This window comes from Glutamicibacter sp. NPDC087831 (assembly GCF_044742845.1).
GTDB lineage: Bacteria > Actinomycetota > Actinomycetes > Actinomycetales > Micrococcaceae > Glutamicibacter.
The window spans coordinates 339,023-363,187 of sequence record NZ_JBIUVH010000002.1 but is presented as its reverse complement, the minus strand read 5'-3'; the positions used below and the strand labels follow the sequence as shown (position 1 = coordinate 363,187).

Annotated in this window: 19 protein-coding genes and 2 pseudogenes; 6 read left to right on the top strand and 15 right to left on the bottom strand. The window is 59.9% G+C overall.

Annotated elements, in window-relative coordinates; translation table 11 throughout:
* Positions 1 to 173: 173 nt before the first annotated feature.
* From ACIOJF_RS08165 to ACIOJF_RS08155, 3 genes are all read right to left on the bottom strand, one after another.
* Positions 174 to 890: an NADPH-dependent F420 reductase gene (locus ACIOJF_RS08165; protein ID WP_105658915.1), complete on the bottom strand. Its 717-nt coding sequence runs from the start codon at positions 888 to 890 to the stop codon at positions 174 to 176.
* A 487-nt stretch (positions 891 to 1,377) separates the two neighbouring features.
* Complete coding sequence (locus tag ACIOJF_RS08160) at positions 1,378 to 2,265, bottom strand: bifunctional 5,10-methylenetetrahydrofolate dehydrogenase/5,10-methenyltetrahydrofolate cyclohydrolase (RefSeq protein ID WP_105658914.1); 888 nt, start codon at positions 2,263 to 2,265, stop codon at positions 1,378 to 1,380.
* Complete coding sequence (locus tag ACIOJF_RS08155) at positions 2,262 to 2,912, bottom strand: cyclodeaminase/cyclohydrolase family protein (protein WP_105658913.1); 651 nt, start codon at positions 2,910 to 2,912, stop codon at positions 2,262 to 2,264. Before ACIOJF_RS08155 ends, ACIOJF_RS08160 begins: the two co-directional genes overlap by 4 nt.
* Before the next feature lie 472 nt (positions 2,913 to 3,384).
* Between ACIOJF_RS08155 and ACIOJF_RS08150 the strand changes: the two genes are divergently transcribed.
* Together ACIOJF_RS08150 and ACIOJF_RS08145 are read left to right on the top strand one after the other, a co-directional pair.
* Positions 3,385 to 3,819, top strand: coding sequence for a MarR family winged helix-turn-helix transcriptional regulator (locus ACIOJF_RS08150; RefSeq protein WP_105658912.1), 435 nt, complete (start codon positions 3,385 to 3,387; stop codon positions 3,817 to 3,819).
* A complete protein-coding gene (locus ACIOJF_RS08145; RefSeq protein WP_105658911.1) occupies positions 3,816 to 5,213 on the top strand; it encodes an MFS transporter in 1,398 nt (465 codons plus the stop codon). The genes ACIOJF_RS08150 and ACIOJF_RS08145 overlap by 4 nt, the downstream gene beginning before the upstream one ends.
* Positions 5,214 to 5,286: 73 nt before the next feature.
* On the opposite strand, the gene ACIOJF_RS08140 is transcribed toward ACIOJF_RS08145, so the two are convergent.
* From ACIOJF_RS08140 to ACIOJF_RS08120, 5 genes and pseudogenes are all read right to left on the bottom strand, one after another.
* Complete coding sequence (locus ACIOJF_RS08140) at positions 5,287 to 5,583, bottom strand: antibiotic biosynthesis monooxygenase (protein WP_105658910.1); 297 nt, start codon at positions 5,581 to 5,583, stop codon at positions 5,287 to 5,289.
* Positions 5,584 to 5,685: 102 nt separating this feature from the next.
* Positions 5,686 to 6,216 (bottom strand): ASCH domain-containing protein, encoded by a 531-nt coding sequence (locus ACIOJF_RS08135; protein WP_105658909.1) that lies wholly within the window; start codon positions 6,214 to 6,216, stop codon positions 5,686 to 5,688.
* Positions 6,217 to 6,287: 71 nt separating this feature from the next.
* Entirely contained in the window at positions 6,288 to 7,634 is a 1,347-nt protein-coding gene (locus ACIOJF_RS08130) for a hypothetical protein (RefSeq protein ID WP_402741647.1), read from the bottom strand.
* Positions 7,635 to 7,892: 258 nt separating this feature from the next.
* Positions 7,893 to 8,576, bottom strand: a pseudogene (locus tag ACIOJF_RS08125) (sigma-70 family RNA polymerase sigma factor); the annotation flags it as partial.
* A gap of 871 nt (positions 8,577 to 9,447) precedes the next feature.
* Entirely contained in the window at positions 9,448 to 9,729 is a 282-nt protein-coding gene (locus tag ACIOJF_RS08120) for a hypothetical protein (RefSeq protein ID WP_105662320.1), read from the bottom strand.
* 968 nt (positions 9,730 to 10,697) lie between these two features.
* On the opposite strand from ACIOJF_RS08120, the gene ACIOJF_RS08115 reads away from it, so the two are divergent.
* The 4 genes from ACIOJF_RS08115 to ACIOJF_RS08100 all read left to right on the top strand — a co-directional run bounded on the left by ACIOJF_RS08115 (position 10,698) and on the right by ACIOJF_RS08100 (position 15,991).
* Positions 10,698 to 12,926 carry a SpaA isopeptide-forming pilin-related protein gene (locus ACIOJF_RS08115; protein ID WP_105656395.1) on the top strand — a complete coding sequence of 743 codons (2,229 nt, stop codon included), beginning with the start codon at positions 10,698 to 10,700 and terminating at the stop codon, positions 12,924 to 12,926.
* A gap of 131 nt (positions 12,927 to 13,057) precedes the next feature.
* Positions 13,058 to 14,554 carry a SpaH/EbpB family LPXTG-anchored major pilin gene (locus ACIOJF_RS08110; RefSeq protein WP_181148774.1) on the top strand — a complete coding sequence of 499 codons (1,497 nt, stop codon included), beginning with the start codon at positions 13,058 to 13,060 and terminating at the stop codon, positions 14,552 to 14,554.
* A gap of 96 nt (positions 14,555 to 14,650) precedes the next feature.
* Positions 14,651 to 15,601 carry a class C sortase gene (locus ACIOJF_RS08105; RefSeq protein ID WP_286134068.1) on the top strand — a complete coding sequence of 317 codons (951 nt, stop codon included), beginning with the start codon at positions 14,651 to 14,653 and terminating at the stop codon, positions 15,599 to 15,601.
* Positions 15,602 to 15,763: 162 nt separating this feature from the next.
* A complete protein-coding gene (locus ACIOJF_RS08100; protein WP_105656397.1) occupies positions 15,764 to 15,991 on the top strand; it encodes a hypothetical protein in 228 nt (75 codons plus the stop codon).
* 463 nt (positions 15,992 to 16,454) lie between these two features.
* Here ACIOJF_RS08100 and ACIOJF_RS08095 read toward each other — a convergent pair whose 3' ends face one another.
* The 7 genes and pseudogenes from ACIOJF_RS08095 to ACIOJF_RS08065 form a co-directional block, all read right to left on the bottom strand.
* Positions 16,455 to 16,793, bottom strand: coding sequence for a hypothetical protein (locus tag ACIOJF_RS08095; protein WP_146112222.1), 339 nt, complete (start codon positions 16,791 to 16,793; stop codon positions 16,455 to 16,457).
* A 232-nt stretch (positions 16,794 to 17,025) separates the two neighbouring features.
* Positions 17,026 to 17,466: a hypothetical protein gene (locus ACIOJF_RS08090; protein ID WP_146112961.1), complete on the bottom strand. Its 441-nt coding sequence runs from the start codon at positions 17,464 to 17,466 to the stop codon at positions 17,026 to 17,028.
* A 130-nt stretch (positions 17,467 to 17,596) separates the two neighbouring features.
* Positions 17,597 to 18,650, bottom strand: a pseudogene (locus ACIOJF_RS08085) (IS3 family transposase).
* A 426-nt stretch (positions 18,651 to 19,076) separates the two neighbouring features.
* The gene (locus tag ACIOJF_RS08080) at positions 19,077 to 19,394 is read right to left on the bottom strand and encodes a hypothetical protein (protein ID WP_105656401.1); all 318 of its coding nucleotides are present in this window, start codon (positions 19,392 to 19,394) and stop codon (positions 19,077 to 19,079) included.
* Between the two features lie 249 nt (positions 19,395 to 19,643).
* Positions 19,644 to 21,023, bottom strand: coding sequence for an allantoinase AllB (allB, locus tag ACIOJF_RS08075; RefSeq protein WP_105656402.1), 1,380 nt, complete (start codon positions 21,021 to 21,023; stop codon positions 19,644 to 19,646).
* 151 nt (positions 21,024 to 21,174) lie between these two features.
* Complete coding sequence (gene gcl / locus ACIOJF_RS08070; RefSeq protein WP_105656403.1) at positions 21,175 to 22,968, bottom strand: glyoxylate carboligase; 1,794 nt, start codon at positions 22,966 to 22,968, stop codon at positions 21,175 to 21,177.
* Between the two features lie 267 nt (positions 22,969 to 23,235).
* Positions 23,236 to 24,147: a 2-hydroxy-3-oxopropionate reductase gene (locus ACIOJF_RS08065; protein WP_286134069.1), complete on the bottom strand. Its 912-nt coding sequence runs from the start codon at positions 24,145 to 24,147 to the stop codon at positions 23,236 to 23,238.
* Between the last annotated feature and the right edge of the window lie 18 nt (positions 24,148 to 24,165).

Genomic DNA, 24,165 nt, shown 5'->3' with positions numbered 1-24,165 from the left:
ACGCACGTACCCGGGGCCGGGCACCGCTCATGCGAGCGGTGCCCGGCCTGTCGTCGTTAACCTGCGTGGCTGCCTGCACGCCGAGGCGGTACGCCATGCATTCATGCCTCTTAATAGGGGTGCCCTGCCGATAGCGGCCGCGGATGGCCTTCCGCTGGAGGGCAACGGGCCGCTCAGAAGGCGCGTTCGGCAACATTCACGCGAGCCGCGGAATCCAGTGCTGCCTTGACCTGGTCCGCTGGTGTTGGCGCTGGAATCGAGGAAAGCAGCTGGTCATCCGGGGTCGTGGAATCCGCCAGGTAGATGCGCGTATATCCGGCGGATTCGGGCTCGAATTTCCACGTTTCCGCGAGCGCGCCCGCGTCCAGCGTATCGAAGCCGAGGCGTTCGATGATTGCCGCTGCTTGCTCCTTCGCTTGGGAATCATCGGAGGCAATGGGAAGCGCAGAGCGGCCAGCAGCCTCGGCGGGACGGGCCAGCAGCGGAATGTGGTGGGCCAGGATGTTGCCGAAGGCTTTGACATAGCGAGCACCATCGAGCCAGCTCGCCACCAGTTCGCTGGTCGTCATCGTCCCGCTGTCGAGTTCGGCAATGCGTGCATCCCTGGATGGATAGTAGTTGCTGGTGTCCAGCACTGTCTTGCCGCGCAGCAACCCGGCTGGCAGCTCACGTACCGCAGCGAGCGGAATGGACAGCACCACGGCTTCGCCCGCTTCGGCCACCTCTTGAACCGTGCCGGCTGCGGCCAGCGGCCCCAGCTCGGCCACGAGTTCCTGCAGCGATTGGACTCCGCGGGAATTCGCAATCACCACGTTCACATTCGCGGCAACGGCCAATCGGGCGATTGCAGATCCGATATTCCCGCTTCCGATGATTCCCAGCGTTGGCATTCCATTTCCCTTCAGCAAAGTCCGGCATTGCGGGTGCCTGCCGCTCTTCGCAGCAGCTATCCCCTTTGGTTGAACTGCCTTCCGGGCACCAAAATTCCCTACGTGACATACTGGCGAAGCTATCCAGTGCTTGCGCGGCAACGCTCCCAGCGGGGCCGCATCCGAGGCGGCCTTGAACGCCCTGGCGCCCGTTTCCGAGCGAAGGTAGACGCAAGGGAGCCCGGGGAGAAATCGCCAGGCCAGCGGCATTAACCCGGGCGAACTAAAACCGGCGGGCAGCAGAAAGCCACCGCATCATCAACCTCCCAATCGATGATGCGGCGGCGGCACGTGGTGCATCTGGCCGGCGGCAGATCCCAGTTCATGTTCCCCTCCGGCGTGCACTGTGCACGTAATTCGCTTCGCCATGGCAATTGCGGTTCCGGCATTCCGGGTTCCGCTGCACGCTGGCTTGCCCGCAGCGGAACCCGGAACACCGGCCAGCCAGCTACCGGCGTCCGGCCATGCGCGCTCCCTTCGCCGGGGCCGCCTGCAGGCTTGCCTCCGCGGCTTGCGCGGCATGAAGGACCAGCAACGCTGTGGTTACCGTGCCCACGCCCCCCGGAACCGGGCTCAGGGCCCGCACCAGCGGGCGCACCGATGCCGCATGGACGTCCCCCACCAGCTTGCCTTCAGCGTTGACATTAGTTCCGACATCGATCACCACGGAGGTTTCATCCACCTCACTGCCGGTAAGCAGGTTCGCCTTGCCCACGGCCATGACGACCACCGCGGCGGACTTCGTTAACTGGGCCAGATCGACGGTCCTCGAATGGCAGATGCTCACCGTGGCATCGCGCTGCAGCAGCAGCTGGGCCAACGGCTTGCCCACCACCGCAGAGCGTCCGACCACCGCGACATGCTGCCCGGACAGCGGGATCCGGTAGTGCTCCAGGATCTCGATGACCGAGCGTGCGGTAGCCGGGGCAAAGGCCGGCTGGCCGACACTGAGCCGTCCCAGGCTCAGCGGATTGGCCCCGTCAATGTCCTTGGCCGGGTCGATCAGCGCCACCAGCGCCGCGGCATCCACCCCTGGCGGCAACGGGGTCTGCAAGATGATTCCGTGCACCGAGCTGTCCTCGTTCAAAGCGGTGATCGCTTCGGACAGCTGCTCCTGGCCGGACCCGGTCAGATCCACGACCTGGCAGTCCACCCCGAGCTGCGCGGCGGCCCGTTCGATCGAGCGCACATACCAGGCGGTGGCCTCGTTATCGGTGGCCAGCACGACCGCGATCCGGACACTGGTGCCCTCGCTGGCCATGCGCACCACCAGTTCTGCGGTGCGGGCGCGGATCGCTTCAGCCACCGGCTGCCCGGCTAGATTGCGTGCCGTCATGCTGCCACCACCGCACGGGCGTGCGCGCTGAGCTCTTCGGCGTGGGCGATCGCCTCGCTGGCCTGGCTGGCCGCCTGGACCAGCCGGTCGCGCTGGGCGATGTCCTTGATTGAGCTGATGTTCATTTCCAGGGTGGCCAGCGCGGTAGCCAAGGCCGCCCGGGCAGCTTCGGCCGCGGCGGCCACGTCGCTGAGAACCGATCGGTTGCCAATGGGCAGCAGGCGCTGGCCCAGCTTGATGACCTCAATGGAGGCCTCGACGGTAGAGACCAGCGGTGCGGCGGCGGCGATGGTGGCGTTTTGAATTGCCGCGCTGCGCTCCGACTTCTGCTCGCTGCTTTCCTTGGGCAGCTTGTACGCGGCACCCAGGGCGCCGAACAGCCTTTCGTCTTCCTGAGCGGCGAAGAGCCCCTGGCGCATCAGCAGCCGGGCATGCTCGGAAATCTGCTGGGCCTGCTCCTGGACGTCCGCGTACCGCGGTCCGGAAGTGAATTCGGCAACCATGGACACCAATGCCGCGCCCTGCGCCGCATGCAGGCCCGCGGCCGCGCCCCCTCCTGGCGTCGGGGCGCCCGAGGCAAGCCGCTCAAGGTAGCTGCTGACAGTTTCATTGGAGATCAATGGGGTTTCCCCTCGTTCGGGACGCATGGAAGTTGATCCCTGCACCGTTCGGCGGGATTTCCGGCGCGCAGGACCACGGTCCAGGCCGCCGGAACCCCTTAGTATCCGACTGGTATATCAGGTTATCTTGAAGCCTAGAGCACCTACCGAACGCCGGTCAAGGGTTTTCTGCCGCCCGGAACACCCCCGGCATCCAAGCGCCACGCGACCGGATCCCCCGCTAGCCCATCCAGGTCTTGCACATGCCGGCCAACAGGGTCCGGAAGGCATTTTCCCTGCGGCGCACACGCGGTCCCGGCGCAGGGCCAGGAGTGCGCGGCACGAGCCGGAATCCATCAGGAGCGCACCAAAACGACAACCACTTACTACGGCGACATGCCTGCGAGCCACGGGGCCAAGCGAGCGAGTACCGCCTTCTCGCGCCCGATGGATCGGGGCAGTGTGCAGCCTCACGAGCATTCCACAAGAAGCTTGTACAAGTTAATTGTATTCTATAGCTATGGAAATTGATCCCGAGCCCGCAGACCTTCCCCAGCAAATGCTCGAGGTGCTTTCGCCATTGCTGAGCCTGATACGCACGGCACGATCCATCTCCCCGGGCAAACTGGGAATCCTGCACACCTTGGCCACCGAAGGCCGGGCCAGTGCCGCCCGGATGAGCCAGGCCATCGGGGTCAGCCAGCAGGCCATCTCGCTGACGACCAAGGAATTGGAAGGCCTCGGACTGATCGAGCGGCACCGGGACGAGGCCGACCGCCGCAAGCTCTGGTTCCAGCTCACCGATGACGGCCGCCAAAAGCTGGACCAGGAAATCCTGCTCGGCCGGACCGCGCTGCTCCAAGCCATGGGCGAGAACCTGAGCGAGGAGGACCGTTCCCTGATCCGCTCCGCCTTGCCCGCGCTCAAGAAAATCAATACCGCGGTCCGCCCATGAGCCGCAACGCATCCAACCAGAGCCCGCTGGTGCCCACGCTGGTCTTCGCCGCGCTGGCCACGGCAATCGTCTCCTCGCTGGGCATGCTGCTGGTCCCCTCGATTTCCTTGCGGTTCAATGTCGATATTGCCGCCGCCCAGTGGATGCTCACCGTGAATCTGCTGGCCGGCGCCGTGGCAACACCCATCATGGGACGCCTCAGCGATGGACCGCATAAGAAGCGGCTGCTGCTCGTCTCGCTGGCGGCCATGTTCGTAGGCTCTGTCATGGCAGCGTCCGCACCGAGCTTTGGCGTGTTCCTTGCCGGACGCGTGCTCCAGGGATTGTCCTACGGCATTGTTCCGGTCACCATCGCCATCGCCAGGCGCTATGTAGCGGCCGAGCACCTGCAGAACACCATCTCCACCTTGTCGGTGACGGTTGCTTCCGGAATCGGCATCGGCTATCCATTGACCGGCATCATCGCTGGCATTTTCGACTACTCCTACGCGTTCTGGTTCGGTGCGCTATTCGTGCTGGCCACCATCTGCGTGGTGTGGAAAGTTGTTCCTGCAGGCCCCGATACCCAGGCCGAGCAACGTCCCTTCGACTACACCGGCTCCGGCTTGCTGGCCCTGGGGCTCACCTCCCTGCTGCTGGCCATATCCGAGGGGCCCAAGTGGGGCTGGGCTTCACCTGCAACGCTTGCTTTGGGCGCTTTCTCGGTCATCGTGCTGATCATCTGGGTGAGGGTGGAAAACAGCCTTGGCCACCCGCTGATTAATCTGCGCACGCTCAAGCAGGGCGAAGTCCTCTTGGCCAATATCTCGGCCATCGCCCTGGGCGCCGCACTGTATATCGGCATGTCCGTATCATCACTGGTAGCCCAGGCAGATGCGGCAACTGGCTACGGGCTGAGCCTGCCGGTCTTCTGGGCAGGATTTGTCATCTTCCCGCTCTCGGTAGGCAGCTTGGCCGCCAACCGCACAGTTCGCATACTGGCAAAACGTGTTGGCATCCAGGTCATGCTCCCCCTTGGAGCGATCATCATGGCCGCTGCGGGCACCATGCTCTGGCTGCTCCACTCGGCGCTCTGGGAGATCCTGTTTAGCATGCTGGTCTTCGGCATCGGCATGGGTGCAAGCTATGCGGCCATGCCGGCGTTGATCGCCCGCAGCGTGGCGGCCAAGGAGCTAGGCAGCTCGGTAAGTTTCAACCAGGTGCTGCGTACCGTAGGCTCATCCTTCGGCACGGCGATTTCCGCCGCCATTATCGCCACCCACCCGGGGCTCAACGGCGAGGCTGGTCCCGAAGGCATCAACATGACCTTCCTGATCGGCGCACTGCTTTGCATCGCCCTCGGCGCGGCGCTGCTGGCCGATTCCGCACGACGCCAGCTCAAGGGACGCAGGTAGGCAAAGAGCCCTGAATGCAGAAAACGCCCCGATACCATGATGGTATCGAGACGTTTTCCGCCTGTTGCAACACTTAGAGTTCGACGATCTCGAATTCCAGAAGTTCAGCGCCGCTGGCCACTGGCTTCTTGGCGCCACTGCCAGCATGCGCCGCGTCAGCGCGCTGCGTGCGCCAGTTCTCGAAGTCCTCGCGGGTTGCCCACTGGGTGTAAACGAAGTACTGGTCTCCACCGTTGACCGGACGCAGCAGCTTGAACCCCTCGAACCCCGGTGAAGAATCCACCGAATGCTTGCGAGCAGCGAAACGCTTCTCCAGTTCCGGTCCAGCTTCGCCGGGAACCGATAGGGCATTGATGACGACAATCGACATATTCAACCTTTCTTGTCCGGGCTTCGTTCACGGGAAACCCACTGCATCCACCCTACGCCTGCGTATTCTCGACCGCAGGCCAGCGTGACGAAGTTCGACCGGCTAGTCGGCATGCTCCTCTGGCCAGCAAATTTCAAAGCGTTCCAAGACCAACTCTCCCCCGGCTTTGGCGGTGTCTTCAGGTTTCCAATCGATTCCTATGGATTTCTGCGTACGGCGCCAGAATTTCTTATGTTCTGCGCGCCAGTATTCCAACGAGAGATCCCCTTCTCCCTCGGCCGCGGCAAACTCCGCGCCTACCTCGAAGAACGTGGAGCGCTCGACGGAAAGCACGCGCAAAATTGCTCGCGGCTGCCCTTGGCCATCGCAGACAATGCAGTGGTCTTCAGGTTGCGGGACACGTTCGTTGTAATAAACGTAGTCGCTAGCCAGAGACGAAGTCGCTCGCTTGGTTCCGTGCAGCATTTCATCCAGAAGCTCATCAGCAAGCGCGGGATGGTCCCCGAAGGATTCGGCGACATGGTGCGGTGCATCGGCCCGCGGAATCCCTTTGCTCGCCAGATACTCAAACCACATCTGTTCAGCAGCTTCTGCATCGACGGGAGGCAGCTCAGGCATGGAATTTTCTGCCATGTGTCGATCCTAGCCGCGAAGGACATTCCGCATGGCCCTGGAATGGCTATGGGAGGACGGTTGGACTGCGTCTAGAGTCCTGGAATCTTGAATTCGAACTTCTCCTTCGAGTTCCCTCGGCTCTCAAATGCGATAGCCCGGTCTCCAAGCAGGTAGAACTGCTTCAACTTTAACGTTGCTGGGCCTTCGCAGGTAAGCCTGAATGAATTGGCTCTTACGTTCGAGGGAATGCAATTCCCCTCGTAGGTCATGTTATCCAGCCAAAGCCAGTTGAGCCGCACCTCGAAACTTATGGGATCGCTTTCCGAAGCTCCGCTGATATCGAAGGTGTAATTCGCAAAGAATCCGCCTTCCTCTTGCGTCATGGCGACCTGGAATTCAGAACCGGCCTGGCCGTCTTCCGGCTCAGCGCTCGGCTCAACCGTAGGCTCCACCGTCGGCTCAGGGGATGGTTCTGGGGTCGGCTCCACCGTTGGTTCAGGGGTCGGTTCCGGAGTAGGCTCCACCGTCGGCTCAAGGGTTGGTTCCTGAGTCGGCTCAACCGTCGGCTCCACCGTCGGTTCAGGGGTTGGTTCCTGAGTCGGCTCAACCGTCGGCTCAACCGTCGGCTCCACCGTCGGTTCAGGGGTCGGTTCCGGAGTAGGCTCCACCGTCGGCTCCACCGTCGGTTCAGGGGTCGGTTCCTGAGTCGGCTCCACCGTCGGTTCAGGGGTTGGTTCAGGGGTCGGTTCCTGAGTCGGCTCAACCGTCGGCTCCACCGTCGGTTCAAGGGTCGGTTCCTGAGTCGGCTCAACCGTCGGCTCCACCGTCGGTTCAAGGGTCGGTTCCGGAGTCGGCTCAACCGTCGGTTCAAGGGTCGGTTCCGGAGTCGGTTCCGGAGTCGGCTCAACCGTCGGCTCCACCGTCGGTTCCGGAGTAGGCTCCACCGTCGGCTCCACCGTCGGTTCAAGGGTCGGTTCCGGAGTAGGCTCCACCGTCGGCTCCACCGTCGGTTCAAGGGTCGGTTCCGGAGTCGGCTCCACCGTCGGCTCAAGGGTTGGTTCCGGAGTAGGCTCCACCGTCAGTTCCGGAGTTGGTTCCGGAGTCGAATCAAGAGTAGATTCAGAGATCTCTTCAGGCGACGGCATAGCCGCTGGCACACGTGTCAGCGGAGAAAATGGATTACTGAATGGCGACTCCACTTGGTTCGTGATTGCTGGTGCGTCCTTCGCATCAGGAACAGTCTGCGCAATCATGTCTCGCAAGAACATGGCACGACTCATTACGACGGGTGGCTGGGCCCCAGCTATCGGGGCTTCAACACCTTGCACCTGCGGCTGGGTCTGGTCCGCGCTGGACGGTGCGGCCCGTTCCCTTTCCTCCTGAACAATCAGTTTCGGTATCAGGCCGATAGCGGACGCGGTTACGGCGACGCTCACCAACCCAATGCCCAAAGTGACGGCCAGGCTGCTTCCTCCCGTTATGCTCAATCCGGCGCCCGATGCATCAGCGGATGCTGTACCAGCAGTAGCTCCCGCAGACACCGTTGCTGAGGCAGCTGAAAATCCCATTCCAGCAATACCTCCCGAGGCAGGAATCCCCAGCGCAGTTATCCCGCCAACAAACAGAGGAAGGACATAAGCGCGCAACGTGGCACCGATTTCGTTCAATTCCCCGAACACTACTGCGCAGTTCGGGCACGATTTCAAATGCTCTTTGACATCACGCTCCTTCCGGATCCCCAACGTACCTCGGATAAAGGCAGGCAAATGCTCTCGAATGTCGGCGCAATTTGCAGGAACCCCAGACCGACCATTCATGTGCGCGGCCAAGTAGGCTTCACGCAATCCCTCGCGCGCCCGTACCGCCAATGCTGAAACCGCGTTGGGTGTCATTCCTAGAATTGGCGCGACGTCTCTCGGCGGCAGCTCCTCTACTTCGGTGAGCCATAGCACCGTCTTCCAGCGTTCGGTCAAGGCATTGAACGCAGCGATGGCAAAGTTGGATTCATGGCGTTCCATCGCTTCGTCCGCGTGTGCATCGCCTGGAAGGAATTCCTGGACATCCTCGACAGCAATTTGCTTCGTGGCCGACTTATTCCTGGAAAAAGCTTCACGGGATACCGCAGTCATTAAATAGGCGCGGAAGAACTCATCCGGTCCTGCCCCACGCTCGATGATGCGGAAGACCCGCAAGAAAGCTTCAGAGACAACATCCTCGGCGTCGGAAGGAGAGTTCGTATGCCTGAACGCTACATTCAGCGCCACTTGCTTGTGCCGTCGATACAGGTGCTCCTGGGCTTCGCGGCTTCCTGTCCTAACACCACGAATTAAATCTGCATCGCCGACTTCAGTAAAGCGTGCCCCAGAATCAATTGTCACTACGTCCCCATAACGTTTCGTGCGACAAGGCAGGTGCTCGCAGCCGCCCCCCAAAGATTCCCCAACCCCTGGGGCCGACTAACGGCAACCTGCGCCCCGTCGACGATGCCGCCCGAGTTTGGGCGCCACTTTCATCCTCTAGAACATATCAGGATTTTTCCAATATATCTGTGAAATGGACCTGAAAATCCCGAAAGGTGGGCGAGTTCCATCCCCCAAACTTGCAACTCGCCCACCCGTCAGCACCTTCCCCATAAGACAACTGGACGTCTCGAAACCTCATAATTCCTTGTTGCCCAGTTCAGCGCCTACACCACTTAGATACGCGGAAAAGGGAATCATGACGCAAGAATCCGTATTAATTTGGAATTTTTTCTTCGAGCCGGAGTTCGTATAGATTCCACGGCTGGTCCGCATCCTGGCGAGTAGCAGGAAATTGGCTCGAAGCCCCCTCCAATGCGGACCCCACGCTGTCGTCCATCAACGAAGTGGCGTAGCGGAGACATGCAGCAACGAATGGCCCTCGGCATTTCGCAGTTCCTTGCTCACGGATCTGCTGTGCATGGAGCCTGCGCCTTCCCAACGCCCGATTTCCAAGGAATAATTTTCAGGTTCCTGCTTCATGTACCGCTACACCAATTCGTCTGTCGAAACCCGATTGGACGATGCGATGCCCCGAAAATTCCAGATGTTCAGGCGGTCAACAACGTTCAGAAGCTGCCCGTAATCTTGGCCGGGATCAGGACGTCCCCCTCGGATCTTCGTTGGCAGGTGATCGCACATCCATGGTGAGCACCGGACCGGCTTCGTCCAGAGTTCCAGCCACTTTCTTCATGATGGAGGTGACCGGGTTTGACCGCTATAGGTAGATTTAATCTGACATAGAATCGATCGTTCCGTCAGCCGACCTCGGCCAATCAGGGCACTCGCTGAACTTCGCGAAATTCTCCAAGTCCTCATCGCCGAACGCGCAACTGGGAAACATCAGCTCGGTGACGTTGATGCCATCGCGCACATAGCGCCGAACGACTTCACTAACCAGCTCGACAAGCCTGGTATCAAGCCCACCCTCTTTCCACACCGAAATGCTTGCCAGTTTTCGGAAGGATGCCCCTCTCAGGAAGTAGAAATAGCTGCGAGAACGTCCATCCACCAGTTAATCCGACGTGGGCGGAGGCTATGCCAAATTGGACACCGGACAACTCATCGACGCCCTTGGTCGGGCCTAGGATAGCGGCCCCGAATGCACCCATCGAAATGCATGAGAGCAAACTTTATTACGAAATGTTACTAAGTCCAAAGATGACTATTCATCAACTCCTTGGTAGGTTGATCCCGAATCATACATTCAGGTGTGGGGGCCTGGATTTATTACCTTGGGGATTTTTCGTTAAACGCTTAATGCGAGTTCTCTCTGGTTTTGTTTCCTTTTCCTAGTGACATTCTTCCCCACGCCTTTCATCAGTTGGGGAACGATAAATGCTGGGCAAGCACTACGAGAATCGTCGCACTCGCAAAAGTAACGGCAGAACCAAGTTGCCTAGCGGCCTGCCAGCGCCAAGAAACTCCCAAGGCCGGGATGTTCTTCAGCACCGAAGAGCTCGGAACTGGCTCATTTTCTGCGCAGCTCTCGTTGCAATCGGAAGCCTAAGTTTTCAGCACTCCGGGGCCGCATTTGCCACGCCATTGTCCAGCACCACTTCCGACACTGGCGAACTTTCAGTAATGGCATCCCAGAGTCCAGCGTCCACTGCCGGCCCTGAAGTTTCCGAATCTGCGCAGCCATCGGGCTCCTCCTTGGAAGAGTCGTCCGGTATAACCGACGAATCGCTCCCCTCGGCTCTCCTGAACAATCCTTCGGAAACACCAGCGCCGTCCCCCTCCAGCTCGAAGTCGGTCGAGTCAACCACTGACCCGGAGCCAGAGCCAAGTTCTTCGGAACCAACAGCCAAAGAGTCGGGTGCTTCCGTAGTGGAGTCCAGAGCTCTTAGAGCTGCGGCAACCTATTCCCCAATCTGTGGTCCCGGATATGTCTACGGGCTGACCTCTGCTGGACAAATCCGTGCCGTCGCACCAGGTGGAGCTGTTTCAAACCTGGGCAGTGCTGTCAACCAGGCAAACATGCAGATGAACGGCCTAGGAATCGGTGCCGGCGGATCCACAGTATTCGCTTACCACCGCAGCACGGACACGCTAGGTGCCACGGTTTACCGTTTCGACGTCAACACAGGTTCCTGGTCCACCACCGGCGCTGCGGTAAACTCCAGCACACTGAATCGTTCGGCAGTATTCGTTGCAGGAGCAGTCGATCTGGGCACCGGTCGCTATTACATCGGCGGCTACACCCCTACCGGCAATAGCACACGGTCATTCCAGCTATGGGAATACAATCCTGCGACAAATGCGATCTCTTACAAAGGGCGGATCGCTACAGATACTGGATCCACCGCTGCGGCGAACGGCGACATGGGTTTCGATGCGAACGGAAACCTCTTCGTTGTCCGTGGCTCCGGAAGCACTGCGACCATATACTCTGTGACGGCAGCTAATCTGGCGTCTGCGAATGGCGGAATTATCACTTCGTCAGTCAGTAACACGGTTAATAACACCACGACCAACGTCAACGGTGTGGCCTTCGACGCCGACGGCAAGGGTTATCTGAGCTCGGGCGATATTGTGCAATCTTATGACATGCCTGGGTGGAGCAATCCGAAAACCGTCGTGAGCTCGAATTTCGGCGGAAGTACGGACCTCGCATCATGCGGATCACCGCCGACCATCACCATTGAGAAGTTTGTTGAAGGTGGACGTGTAGCATCAGGTGATCAATTCGGTTTGTCCCTACGCCAGGGAAGCGCTAGCGGCACTGTCATCGGCACGGCAACAACTACTGGCAACGCTAATGGGCAGCAGCCCGAGCGTGTTGGTCCCCTGCCGACTGTACGCAATGTCGAACTGCATTTCGCGGAAACCGCCGCAGGAACCACAACCCTAAGCAACTACGCCTCTAGCTACCGTTGTCTGGTCGATGGCGTTCAAACCGTTCAAGGCACAGGTACTGCAGGAAAAATCACGATTCCTTCCAGCGGCCAAGCAGTGGAATGCCGGTTCTACAATTCACCGCTCATCGCGCAAGTGAACGTCCACAAGCAAGTCACCGACTCAAAAGGTGAGAACCCTCAGCCAGGAAGGAACTGGACTGTAGGCGCTGCTGCGCAATCTGTAACCGGCTCCGTATCTTCTAGCCCATCAGCAACTACGCAGCAGACGAATGCGGAAGGATCGTCCTCATGGCGTTTCCAATTCGGTGCAAGCACCCACAAAGCTGACCTGAAAGTACGCGAAGTCATGCAGGACGGTTACAAATTCGCTAGCGGAAAATGCGACGTGACCAAGCTTGACGGAACCAAAACGACTATCGCTTTGACCGGTCCGGACAACAATCCTGCAGCTGGAATCGTTCCCGGGGACGTAGTTGACTGCACGTTCGTCAACAGCTTGAAACCGGCAAGCGTATCAATCGGAAAGCACCTTCAGGATTTCAAGGGACAGAACCCTAAACCAGCCAACAACTGGACCGTAGGCGCCACCCTGGCAGCCGGAAGCAGTTCTGGAACCAGCATCAGCACCCCGCCAACCGCGCTGACTGGTGCCGATGGCGAGGTCGCGACACCATGGGCTATTAATTTTCCGAACAATCCTACGGCCACTGCCAACGTGACTATCAGCGAGACCATGCAGACCGGGTACGACTTCGTCAGCGGTGTGTGCTCGGTGACTAGTGCCGGCGGAGCCAAAGCAGAAAAAAGCCTCTCTTCAGCGGCTTCAGTCCTGACAGGTCTTAAACCAGGTGACGTTGCTGAATGCACCTTCACCAATAAGCCCAAGAGCGGAGCAGTTCTCTGGGAAAAGATCGACGAGGCCGGCAAGGCCCTCTCCGGATCGCAGTGGACGCTCACCGGGCCATCGAATTTCAATGGCGGGCAGGGGCTAGCAATCCAGGACTGCACCGCGCAGGAAGCTTCTTCGTGCACCGGTGCAGACCGTGATCCGCGGGCAGGCGGCTTCAAGATACCTGAATTGCCATGGGGAGAATACCAGTTGGAAGAAACCAAAGCACCAGCTGGCTATTACCCACTCGAAAACCCACTCGTGTTTGAAGTATCTGCCGATACCCTGACTCTCGACCTCGGCCCAATTGAGAACACCCGGCGCGAGGGCCCGGCAATACCACTGACTGGCGGGCTAGGCAGTGATTTCTACAGCATGCTCGGTGGCGGGATCCTGGCCGCGGGTCTTGTTGGTGCAGGGCTTATCCGTCTGCGCAAACGCCGTCAGGGGGTTTCATAACATCAATACCTCCTTGTAAAACCCGCATCATGCGCACACTAATCCCTCATCTCGAATCCACTCGAAGAACAATTCATCAGTCCACCCGAACCCGATGCGCGGTGAGGGAACGAAAGGAAAACGGAAAAACAATGACCGTTAAGAATCCGCTCCTAAGGCGCGCAACCGCCGCCATTGGAGCCATCTCGATCGCAGCTAGCGGGCTGCTGCTTCTTGGTTCACCTGCCTTTGCAGCTGTGGGCCCCGACCAGCCGGGCGCTCCGTCTAGCGGCACCCTGACGGTGAACAAGTATTCGGGTTCACCAGTTGGTACTGAGGAAACTCCTGACCCCGAAAACTTGCTTGATGGGGTTGAATTCACCGTGCAGCAGGTCGGTAAGCTCAACGCAGGGAATTCATGTGATCCAATCGATCTGTCTGCGGCTACCGACTGGAACGGCTTGAACGGATTGTTCAACTCAGCACCAGCTGCTCCTTCCGCGCCGTACTGCTTGATTTCAGGGACCGATGTTGCCCAGTCGACAGTGGATGGCTCTACTGTTTTCAACTTGGACTTAGGTGTCTACTTCGTTCGCGAAACTGACCCAGGCCAAAACAACATCGTCTCCAAGGTCCCGGACTTCTATGTTTCGATCCCTACCTCTGAAGGTGCCGAAGGCAGCGGCTGGAACTACAACGTAGTAGCCGACCCGAAGAACCAGATCCTGGATGAACCAACCAAGACCATCGATCCTGCACAGTCCGAACTGACCGTAGGCAGCGATGTGACCTGGACGCTGAACGTTCCAGTACCTACCCTTAACAATGGCGAGAAGTTCACTGAAGCCATCGTTCGCGACGCCCTCGATTCCCGCCTGCGCTACGTAGCTGACTCGACAGTTGCCACGGTCGGAGGTACGCCACTTGTTCAAGGAACCCACTACAACGTCACTGGAAACGCCGTGTGGACCTTCACCGCAGCTGGCCGCGCAGTGCTCGATGCGAATATGGGCGAAAGCATCGCTCTTAGCTTCGACACCACCGTGATTTCTGTCGGCAACGGGGCTATCCCGAACGACGATTACAAGAGCACCTTCAACGGCACCACGGTTCCAGGCGAACAAGTTCCTTACACCTATTGGGGACAACTCTCGATTCTGAAGACCGATGATTCCAAGCCCAACGCGCTAAAGCTGGCAGGCGCTGAGTTCCAGGTCTTCAACCTCACCGGTGAGACCTGCCCGGCAGAAGCTCCAGCTAATGGCACCGTGGCCACCGGCACCTCCGATGCCAACGGTCTTGTGCAGTGGAGCCACACCACCCCAGCCAGCAGCCCTCTGGGCCTTTGGATCACCAACGTTGACAACGGTCCAGCGGCGCCTGCCCCATCCAAGGACTACTGCGTTTATGAAACTGTGGTTCCAGCTGGCCACACCGCAACGCCAATCGACAATCCTGTCACCATCACCCCGGGTGAGAACAATGTCAATTCGATGACCGTGGTGAACGCCAAGACTGAAGGTCCAGATCTTCCGATGACCGGTGCTCAGGGCACGATCCTGCTGACCGTAGGCGGACTGGTAATCGTTGCGGCAGGCGGAGGACTCCTCCTCGCAGCCCGTCGCCGTAACAACAAGCAGGATGCCTAAGCTCCAGCTGGCCTGAACGTATAAAGGCCCAGAATTTGGCGGCGGTGCATTCATGTGCCGCCGCCAAATCTATTTCACCACCTATGAGGAAAACTAGTGAGTACATCGAGACTTAGGCGTCACGCACCGCACAGCGGGCGCCATCGGAGTTGGAAGCTGCCCTGGCTGGAGAGCCTCGCGGCCATCCTGATCCTCGCAGGAGTCATGACTTTCATGTATCCTCGCACGGCGTCATGGTTCTCGCAGCGCGAGCAGTCCCGCGTGACTGAGATGGCGCTCAACGAGATGCGAGAAGCTCCGACCAATGACGCAGCATATCGGGCAGAACAGATTAGCCGCGCCCATGAGTACAATGACGCCTTAGCTAGTGGCGCGGTATACCGGGCCAATGAGAACATCGCCAGCAGTGATATCAACGTCGCTGAAGAAAAGTTGGACTACGATTCAATGCTGGACACCACCGGCAACGGGTTCATGGGGCGCCTTCGATATGAATCTCTCGACATTGACCTTCCTATTTACCACGGCACAAGTGACGAAACACTGCAACGCGGCATTGGCCATCTGGAGGGAACTTCGCTGCCGGTCGGTGGAAATGAAACCCGTTCTGTATTGACAGCGCACCGCGGACTACCGGAATCTACGCTATTCACCCATCTGGATCGGGCACAGATCGGAGACCGCCTAACTGTTTCGGTGCTCGATCAGACTTTAACCTACGAAGTTGTAAAAACGGTGGTCATTGACCCAGACGAAACCGAAGCTATACTCCCTGTCGCCAATACCGACATGCTGACACTTGTTACCTGCACTCCTCTCGGGCTGAACAGCCACAGGATTCTCGTCAATGCAGTGCGAGTAACACCGACTCCACCAGCAGATGAACTCGCCGCAGCAGAAAAATCCGAACTACCTGGCTTTCCGTGGTGGGCCGTAGTCCTGAGCGCTGTGCTTCTAGCGGCAGTTGCATTCGTCTGGCGCGCTGGCTACGCGCAGGCCAACAGACATACCCGCGCCTCGAAGCGCATGGCTGAAGAAAACACATGAGTACCATTTGCTGTTTACGGCTTCCAACAGCATGCAGAGTTAGAAGTATTCCGATAACAGCCAAACCTCTCACGAGAGATACGTCTTCGGTATCTCGGCTGAGCGCCCATCCAATCAAATACGCCGCGGATAGTTCTCCGACACGACAATCAAGCAGGAATCATGGATTCTGACAAGCATTTCGTTCCATACTCGCTCACTATCCGGATGGAAGATGATGATTCCAGCTACGCCTTGTATGAAGCGCTGAAAAGATACAGAGATGGTTTGTTATCGGGCCCATCGGAATCACCGGCAATCCTTAGTTCCGTCACTCATTTGATCCAGGTGGTCGAAGAAGCATGGGAAGAATCGCCGAATGGTGATGCCACACTGGTATTGGGAGACTGAATGCCAGCAAATGGTCTGCTTGGGAATCTACGGCCTGTAATGCTGAAGAAGAACACTTCTTGGGTGTGTGGCTGCATAACCAGCATCAGTCCCTTGATGAGAAGACCCCCGCTGTCAATGCACGCGGGGTCTTCTCATCGGCAAGGAAAGCAACCCGCAAGTTTTTGGGGAAAACCAGCGGGCCCACTGGGAATCGTTATTCTTGGGGGAAAAAACGATTCGCCGCCCAGTGGTTGGATCTGAAAATCTAGCAAACGAAACTAGCCTAGCTGTAAATCCGTATCTTCGGTTTGCCGACATGCTGGACCGCACGATAAGCGGAGGATTCCGTACCATTTTTGCTGCCAGCGGTGCATGTCGTAACGCATAGAACCTCGAGAATGCGGGCCCGCAGGATCTTTCTGTAGTTCTCATGTCGCTTTGTCTTTTCCAAGAGGCAAATCGGCAGCGCCGTCCAGGCTGCTTATTTGCTCAATGAAACGTAGTCGTGAACCTTGTACGGTGCGGTGTCGGTGAAAGTGGAGAAGAACGTCTGATTCCCTCCCCAGCCCAGGATACTCCGTTCTTGGCGACCCATTGCCAGGTGGCGGTGACCGCAACGGTCTGGCTCGTGGCGCTCTGCCATCAGCTTCACCGAGGGCTTGCTGGTCGCCTTCTTTTCTGCGGCTGTCAACCATTCAACACCGGTTGAGGGCCGTTCCGAGCCGATGACCTCTTTGGGCCGTTCGCTGGTCATGAGCTTGCGGGCGCGCAGTTCAGCTGCGGTGCGGTTGAAATCCTTGTTCGGTTTCCAGGTGGTCATGAACATTGCTGCTTTGCTTGGTCAATTCGATTTTGGCGGGATCATCCACAGCATCCCCGTGCTTGGGGCCGCTGCTTAGGGAGGGGCTACTGGCAGTTGGTGTCCGCATAGCCGTCATGGGCGGGAAACTGATAGGTTCGGCGTCTGTTCCCGCACTGGTGCATCCGGCCAGCTCTGTAACGCGTGCCGCCACCAGGGCGAGGCTCATGAGTTTGGGGGGGTCTTTGGATGTTCACTTTTTGCTGTCGAAGGATCGATACCGGGTCATAGGTATTGCCGTTGTTGATTGCTGGGCGGTCGAAACCTGAAGTTTTCGGGTTGTTGGTCTGGAGGTGGACGTGGATGCCGCTGGAATTGCCGGTAGCACCCGGTTTGCCCAGCGGTTTTCCCTTCTCACCACATCCCCGGTTTTGACCAGCAGGGAGTGACCTTGGGCTTCGTGGAACTCGAATTCCGAATACAATGCTTCGGTCAACTGGGCGACGATGTAGTTGCCATTGGAGTCGTAGAGCTTGTCGATCTTGCCGACTCTGGCATACGTGATTTTCATGTCCGTGGGATCGTGGAAGTAGGGGTCTGATCCTGCCAGGTAAACGCCTTCCTGCATCATCAGGAAAGGCATGCCACAGCAGCTGGCCAGCGGGCACGCACGCGGCCCGAATGGAGAGGTCATCCTCGAATTGGGCATGAGGTGTGCCCATTCATCCGCTTCCAGGTCACCAAAGTTGAAACCACCAGGGGCTTCGCAGGTTGAGGAATAGCCCTGCTGCGGGGTCTGCTGAGGGTTTGGTTGACACGAAGGTTTATTCTGCCAGAGCGACAGACTCGAACATTGTAGCCTCGAACTGGCTCGCGGTCATTTTCCCCAAAACCTCGTCGCCTGCTCTTGCGGTTATACCTCCCCTCCAGGTACCCAACAATGGCCAGACGAAGTTCCTGGCGGGAGGACCACCAGCGACGGTCCAACACGTTCTTCTGCAGCATGTTGAAGAACGACTCCATAGCCGCATTGTCACCAGCTGCCCCAACCCTGCCCATCGAACCAACCAGCCCCTGACGCTCGAGAGCCTGGGTGAATTTCCTGGATCGGAATTGGCTGCCACGGTCGCTGTGAACTGTGACCCCACACGGATGGCCTCGGTGCGCCACTGCCATTTCCACGGCGTTGACAGCCAGTTGGACGTTAATCCGCGAATCCATTGAATAGCCAACGATCCGGTTGATGAAGACGTCTTTGATCGCGCATAGGTATAGCTTTTCCTCACTCGTGTGGTGCTCGATGATATAGGTCAACCACAACTGGTTGGGCCGCTCGGCGGTGAAGTTCCGCTGCACTAAGGTCATCATGCACCACAGGGCCTGCCGGAACGTGCTTGCGCTTGTGTTGACTGATCACTAAGCGGATTGCAGCCTCACGACACAGCCTCCACACCCGCCGCTCAGAGACGGGGCTCTTCAGCTACTTGTAATACGCCTGGGTGCTGAATCCCAAGACCCGGCGCGTCACCGCCACAGAAATGCGTTTACTGCCTGTTCTGGCGACTAATTCTTGGACGAACGGGCCCAATATATTGGGCAACGGATGTGCGGCTGGGATAAGTAAGCTGCAGCCTTGCGCGGCACTTCGTTCTCCAATTCGAGCTCCCGGATCCGTTTGAGAGCCTGGATCATTTCTTTGCATTCGTCAGCATCGGAGGATGGGGCGAATCCGTGGGATTGGTAGCGGGCATCGCGAACCCAAGTTTGCAGTGCTGTCTTTGAGACTCACAGATCCGCAGCGACTTGCTTCTGCGACATCACTGATTCGACGAGAGCGACTGCGGCCTTCTTGAATTCTTCGGTGAAGATTCTTGGCATGGCTTTTGTTCCTTCGTTTGCGCATAACCAAAGCTTGGTCATGCGGTCGAAGTGTCAACCAAACCCTCAGCACACCGTATGCCCCGGTGCAAGCACCACTGCGGCATGGAGTTGCGGGTCTCGGGCTAGCAGCAGGGAAATCTTCTCGAGTTCTTCCAGCACCTCGAATGGCCGCTCCGAGAAATCATGGACGGCACCCTTCCGGTCCCCATCCAGGATTTCGCGAACCAGATCCGCCCGGTTTCGGGCGCTGCGCGCACCAGCAAGAGGCGTGGCAAGGCCGGGTGCACCCGGGTTGCTTCAACCACCGCTATACCTCCAGCCCGTTATCGCGTGGGCCAAGCCAAGTGCGGCCCTGCATGGGCTTGAGACTACCAATCTCGTCTTTGACTAACTATCCCGTTGCGTCCGGCCGAATCCCTGTCTTCATCTGCTGTCCTCTAAACCGCGCTTCAAGGCCCCGGTCCGGCGCAGGTCCCCGAGCGCCGAAAGCACTTCAATCCGCGGTGCTGGAAGTTTCCGGGTACCGCTTGCTGGACTCGGAGCCTCATCACGCTCGGCCGGACGCTGATCAGCTGGAGTGCCGTTGGCATGACGGCGCCAATGGGCATAGGTCTTGAGCCCGAAGGCAAGGAGCACAGCCATGAGGATTGCGCCGAAGACCAGCGACGCCTGGACCACTTCGCCCAACGCCAGATCGTCGACTTCTTTGCTCATTATCGAAGCAGCAGTAATCGCGTTCATACCCATTTCCTGTATTCAGAGTGACGGCTGCTCTATCCCCATAGTGCTGACAGTCTATGAGCTGGGCAGCCCAATCCTTTAACGCCACATCCAATCGATACCTGTTTGTTATGCGCCAGGGAAATAGCCTGCGTACCACCGGTGAATACACTGCGAATCTGTGGTGGCCAAAGCACGCCGGGGCTATTATTGCCCACGGCGCAGCAGAGCCCCCGTCCTGCGGACAGGGGCTTTGCGAGGTACCGGTTCCTAGCTCTCGCGGCGGATCAGCTGACCCGTTGGATTCTGGAAATCCACATCGGTCCCGGCAATGATGGACCGGCGGACTACGCCGTTCAGGGTCTTGCCCTGGTACGGGGAGATCGGGTTCTTGTGGTGCAGCTTCTGGACGTCCACCTCGAAGGTGTCCTCCGGAGCGAAGACCGCGAAGTCCGCGTCCTTGCCTACCTCGATGCTGCCCTTGGAGCCCAGTCCGGCAAGCTTCGCGGGATTCAGGCCCATCCACTGCACGACCTGTTCCAGCTTCAGTCCGCGCTTCTTCGCCTCGCTCCAGATCAGGGGCAGGCCCAGCTGCAGCGAGGCCACCCCGCCCCAGGCCACGCCGAAGTCGCCGTTCTCCACATCCTTGAGGTCAATGGTGGACGGGGAATGGTCCGAAACGATGCAGTCGATGATGCCTTCCTCCAGGCCCTTCCACAGCAGCTCGCGGTTGTCATTCTCGCGGATCGGAGGGCAGCATTTGAAGGCTGTGGCGCCGTCGGGGATGTCCTCGGCCAGCAAGGTCAGGTAGTGCGGGCAGGTTTCCACGGTGAGCAGCACGCCCTCGGCCTTCGCCTCGCGGATCATCTGGAGCGCATCCGAGCTGGACAGGTGCAGCACGTGGGCGCGCACTCCGGTTGTGCGGGCGCGTTCGATCACCTGCGCGATGGCGGTGTTCTCGGCATCGCGCGGGCGCGAGTCCAGGAAGCCGGCGTACTTGCCGCCCACCGGTTGCGGGGAGTTGCCGATGATATCGGAGTCCTCAGCGTGCACGATCATCAGCGAGTCGAAGGACGCCAGTTCGGCCATGTCCTCTTCCATCTCGCCAACACTCAGGGACGGGAACTCGTCGACGCCCGAATGCAGCAGGAAGCATTTGAAGCCGAAGACTCCGGCTTCGTGCAGCTCGCGCAGATCCTTCTTGTTGCCCGGGATGGCACCGCCCCAGAAGCCGACGTTGACATAGGCGTTCTTGGAAGCGGCCGCGCGCTTGATTTCCAGCGCTTCGAGGTTCACCGTGGGCGGGATGGAGTTCAGCGGCATGTCCACGATGGTGGTCACCCCGCCGGCAGCGGCGGCCTTGGTAGCCGACTCGAAGCCTTCCCATTCGGTGCGGCCTGGCTCGTTCACGTGCACATGGGTATCAACGAGTCCGGGCAGCAGGACCTCGTCGGCGGCCACCTCGATGACGCGCTCTGCGGCCAGTCCAGCACCCAATTCCTGCACGGCGACGATCTTTCCGTCGCGCACACCGATTTCCCGCGGGGCGATTTCCTGCCCGGCCAGCACTTGCTGCCCGCGCAGCACCAGGTCATAGGTGGTTTCGGTGGCTTGGGACGATGTGCGGCCAACAGCTTCGTTGATGCTCATGAGGCGTTCCTACTCGTTAATTGCTAGGTGTTCTTGGGGCTCGGCAGCTCTATGCCAAGTCTAGGTTGTTGTGGCGCGGGGCACACCCGTATTGGTGAACCGGTGCCCCGCGCCAAACTTTGCGGGTTGCAGGTCAGCGACGACTGCCCTTTCACGCACCCACGGTGGCCGAGGCTGCCATCGGCACCAACGCGGTTGGTGCATCGGCGGCGTCCAAGGCCAGGTCTTCGAATTCATTGACGGCATCCAGCTGCGCGCCCATGGCGATGTTGGTGACCTTTTCCAGGATCACTTCCACCACAACTGGCACCTGGTGCTCTTCGGCCAGCGCATTGGCCTGCGCGAATCCGGCAGCCAGCTGGCTCGGATCCTCGACGCGCACGGCCTTGCAGCCCAGGCCCTCGGCGACCTTCACATGGTCCACGCCGTAGCCGTTGGTTTCCGGGGAGTTGATGTTATCGAAGCCCAGGGACACGTGGTAATCCATCTCGAAGGCGCGCTGCGATTGGCGGATCAGTCCGAGGTAGGAGTTGTTGACCACCACGTGCACGTACGGCAGCTTGAACTGGGCGCCGACGGCCAGCTCCTCGATCATGAACTGGAAATCGTAGTCTCCGGAGAGGGCCACGACCTTTTCCCCCGGCTTGCCGCGCACGACGCCCAGGGCGGCCGGTCCGGTCCAGCCCAGCGGGCCGGCCTGTCCGGCGTTGATCCAGTTGCGCGGCTTGTAGACATGCAGCATCTGCGCACCGGCGATCTGGCTGAGCCCGATGGTGGACACGTAGGTAGTGCCCTGGCCGAAGGCGGCGTTCATTTCCTGGTAGACGCGCTGCGGCTTGATCGGCACGTTCTCGAAGTTGGTCTTGCGGTGCCCGGTGGACTTGCGGGCCGTGGCCTCGTTGGCCCAGGCCGAGTAGTCCGGCAGGGTGCCGGCGGCCTTGCGCTCGCGCACGACTTCCAGGATGGCTTCGATGGCGGCCCCGGCATCCGAGGTGATTCCCAGGTCCGGGGAGAACACCCGGCCGATCTGCGTGCCTTCGATATCCACGTGGATGAATTTGCGTCCGGCGCGGTAGGTGGCCAGATCCCCGGTGTGGCGGTTGGCCCAGCGGTTGCCCAGGCCCAGCACCATATCCGATTCCAGGAAGGTCTGGTTGCCGTACTTGGTGTGGGTCTGGATGCCGACCATGCCCGACTGCAGGCGGTGGTCATCCGGGATGGCGCCCCAGCCCATCAGGGTCGGGGAGACCGGGATGTCCAATTCCTCGGCGAGTTCGACCAGCTGCGCGCTGGCGTTGGCGTTGATCACGCCGCCGCCGGCGATGATGATCGGCTTGCTTCCGGAGAGCAGCAGGTCCACGATCTTCTCGGCCTGGCCGCGCGTGGCCTTCGGCTTTTCCACCGGCAACGGCTCGTAGGCATCGATGTCGAAGTCGATCTCGGCCATTTGCACGTTGATCGGCAGGTCGATCAGGGCCGGGCCCGGGCGGCCCGAGCGCATGATCTGGAAAGCCTTGGCGAAGGTGCCCGGAACCAGTCCCGGCTCCAGCACGGTCGAGGCGTACTTGGTCACCGGCTTGGCGATGGACTCGATGTCCACGGCCTGGAAGTCCTCCTTGTGCAGCACATTGGTCGGGGCCTGCCCGGTGATGCACAGCATCGGGATGGAGTCGGCGATCGCGGCGTACAAGCCGGTGATCATGTCGGTGCCGGCAGGACCGGAGGTGCCCAGGCACAGGCCGATCTTGCCAGTGGCCCGCGAGTAGCCGTCGGCGGCGTGGCTGGCCCCCTCGACGTGGCGGTGCAGGGTGTGGCGGATGCCGCCGTGAGCCTTCATGGCCGAGTACAGCGGGTTGATCGCGGCTCCTGGCAGGCCGAACGCCTCGGTGGCGCCCTCCTTGGCCAGGATCTGGACGACGGCGTCGATTGCGCGCATCTTAGGCATGGGAATACGTCCTTTGGAACGAGAAGAAGAAAAGAAGGATACCTACGGCGGGAAGCCAAGGTGCATGAGTCACCACAACGCCGCTTCCTTGAGCACCAGCTAGCGGCGATGAACTGGAACAAAGCCCATTGCGCAGCGGATACGGCGCGTCGGGCCCCTGCCGTGTACCAGGGGTCCGGCGGCACCGGAGCGTAGCCGGTATTGCGCGGCCGCTAGCTGAAGAAGCGGGTTACCTAGTTGTCCCCGCCGTAGGAAGATTTGGTGGTGCTAGGCAGGGACCGGGGCGTCGATCTTTCCGGCCAGGCGCTGCACCCCGCGGAAGAGGCCCGAATGGTCCAGTGCCCCGTCGCCGGAAGCCACGGTGGAGGTGACCAGCTGGGCGACCAATGCTCCCAGGGGCAGCACGACGCCTGCTTCGCGGGCCGCGGAGGTCACGATGCCCATGTCCTTGTTGTGCAGGGCCAGGCGGAAGCCCGGGGCGAATTCGCGGTCCAGGATCTTCTGGGCCTTCTGGTCAAGCACCTTGGAGCCGGCCAGGCCGCCGCCGAGGACCTTGATGGCCGCGTCGGTGTCCACGCCATAGGCTTCGAGGAAGACCACGGCTTCGGACAGGGCCTGGATGTTGGCGGCGACGATCAGCTGGTTGGCCGCCTTGACCGTCTGCCCCGAGCCCGAAGGGCCCACCAGCACGATGGTCTTGCCCATAGCTTCCAGGACCGGGGCGGCAGCCTCGAAGTCGGCCTGCTCGCCGCCGACCATGATGGACAGCACGCCCTCGATGGCCCCTGCTTCGCCGCCGGAAACCGGGGCATCGAGCGGGCGCAGTCCGGCGTCTCGGGCCGAGGCCGCAAGCTCGACGGCCACGTCGGGACGGATCGAGGAGTTGTCGATCCACAGGGCTCCGGCCTTCGCGTTGGCGAAGACGCCCTCTTCGCCGAGGGTGACAGCCTGGACGTCCGGGGAATCCGGGACCATGGTGATGACCACGTCTGCATTGGCCACGGCTTGCGCGATGGAGGCGGCCTTGGTTCCGCCAGCGGCGGCCAGCTCGTTGCCGGCCTTGTCGCTGCGGTTGTAGCCGGTGACGTGATAGCCGGCGTTGACCAGGTTCTTGGCCATCGGCAGGCCCATGATGCCCAGTCCGATGAAGGCGATGTTCTGCGACATGTGATTCTCCAAAAATTCTTGTGCGAAAAG

Bases quoted from the DNA above. Each gene is read 5' to 3' on its own strand.
- ACIOJF_RS08165 (WP_105658915.1), bottom strand. From the start codon at position 890: ATGCCAACGCTGGGAATCATCGGAAGCGGGAATATCGGATCTGCAATC.
- ACIOJF_RS08160 (WP_105658914.1), bottom strand. From the start codon at position 2,265: ATGACGGCACGCAATCTAGCCGGGCAGCCGGTGGCTGAAGCGATCCGC.
- ACIOJF_RS08155 (WP_105658913.1), bottom strand. From the start codon at position 2,912: ATGCGTCCCGAACGAGGGGAAACCCCATTGATCTCCAATGAAACTGTC.
- ACIOJF_RS08150 (WP_105658912.1), top strand. From the start codon at position 3,385: ATGGAAATTGATCCCGAGCCCGCAGACCTTCCCCAGCAAATGCTCGAG.
- ACIOJF_RS08145 (WP_105658911.1), top strand. From the start codon at position 3,816: ATGAGCCGCAACGCATCCAACCAGAGCCCGCTGGTGCCCACGCTGGTC.
- ACIOJF_RS08140 (WP_105658910.1), bottom strand. From the start codon at position 5,583: ATGTCGATTGTCGTCATCAATGCCCTATCGGTTCCCGGCGAAGCTGGA.
- ACIOJF_RS08135 (WP_105658909.1), bottom strand. From the start codon at position 6,216: ATGGCAGAAAATTCCATGCCTGAGCTGCCTCCCGTCGATGCAGAAGCT.
- ACIOJF_RS08115 (WP_105656395.1), top strand. From the start codon at position 10,698: ATGCAGATGAACGGCCTAGGAATCGGTGCCGGCGGATCCACAGTATTC.
- ACIOJF_RS08110 (WP_181148774.1), top strand. From the start codon at position 13,058: ATGACCGTTAAGAATCCGCTCCTAAGGCGCGCAACCGCCGCCATTGGA.
- ACIOJF_RS08100 (WP_105656397.1), top strand. From the start codon at position 15,764: ATGGATTCTGACAAGCATTTCGTTCCATACTCGCTCACTATCCGGATG.
- ACIOJF_RS08095 (WP_146112222.1), bottom strand. From the start codon at position 16,793: ATGACCACCTGGAAACCGAACAAGGATTTCAACCGCACCGCAGCTGAA.
- ACIOJF_RS08090 (WP_146112961.1), bottom strand. From the start codon at position 17,466: ATGACCTCTCCATTCGGGCCGCGTGCGTGCCCGCTGGCCAGCTGCTGT.
- ACIOJF_RS08080 (WP_105656401.1), bottom strand. From the start codon at position 19,394: ATGAACGCGATTACTGCTGCTTCGATAATGAGCAAAGAAGTCGACGAT.
- allB (WP_105656402.1), bottom strand. From the start codon at position 21,023: ATGAGCATCAACGAAGCTGTTGGCCGCACATCGTCCCAAGCCACCGAA.
- gcl (WP_105656403.1), bottom strand. From the start codon at position 22,968: ATGCCTAAGATGCGCGCAATCGACGCCGTCGTCCAGATCCTGGCCAAG.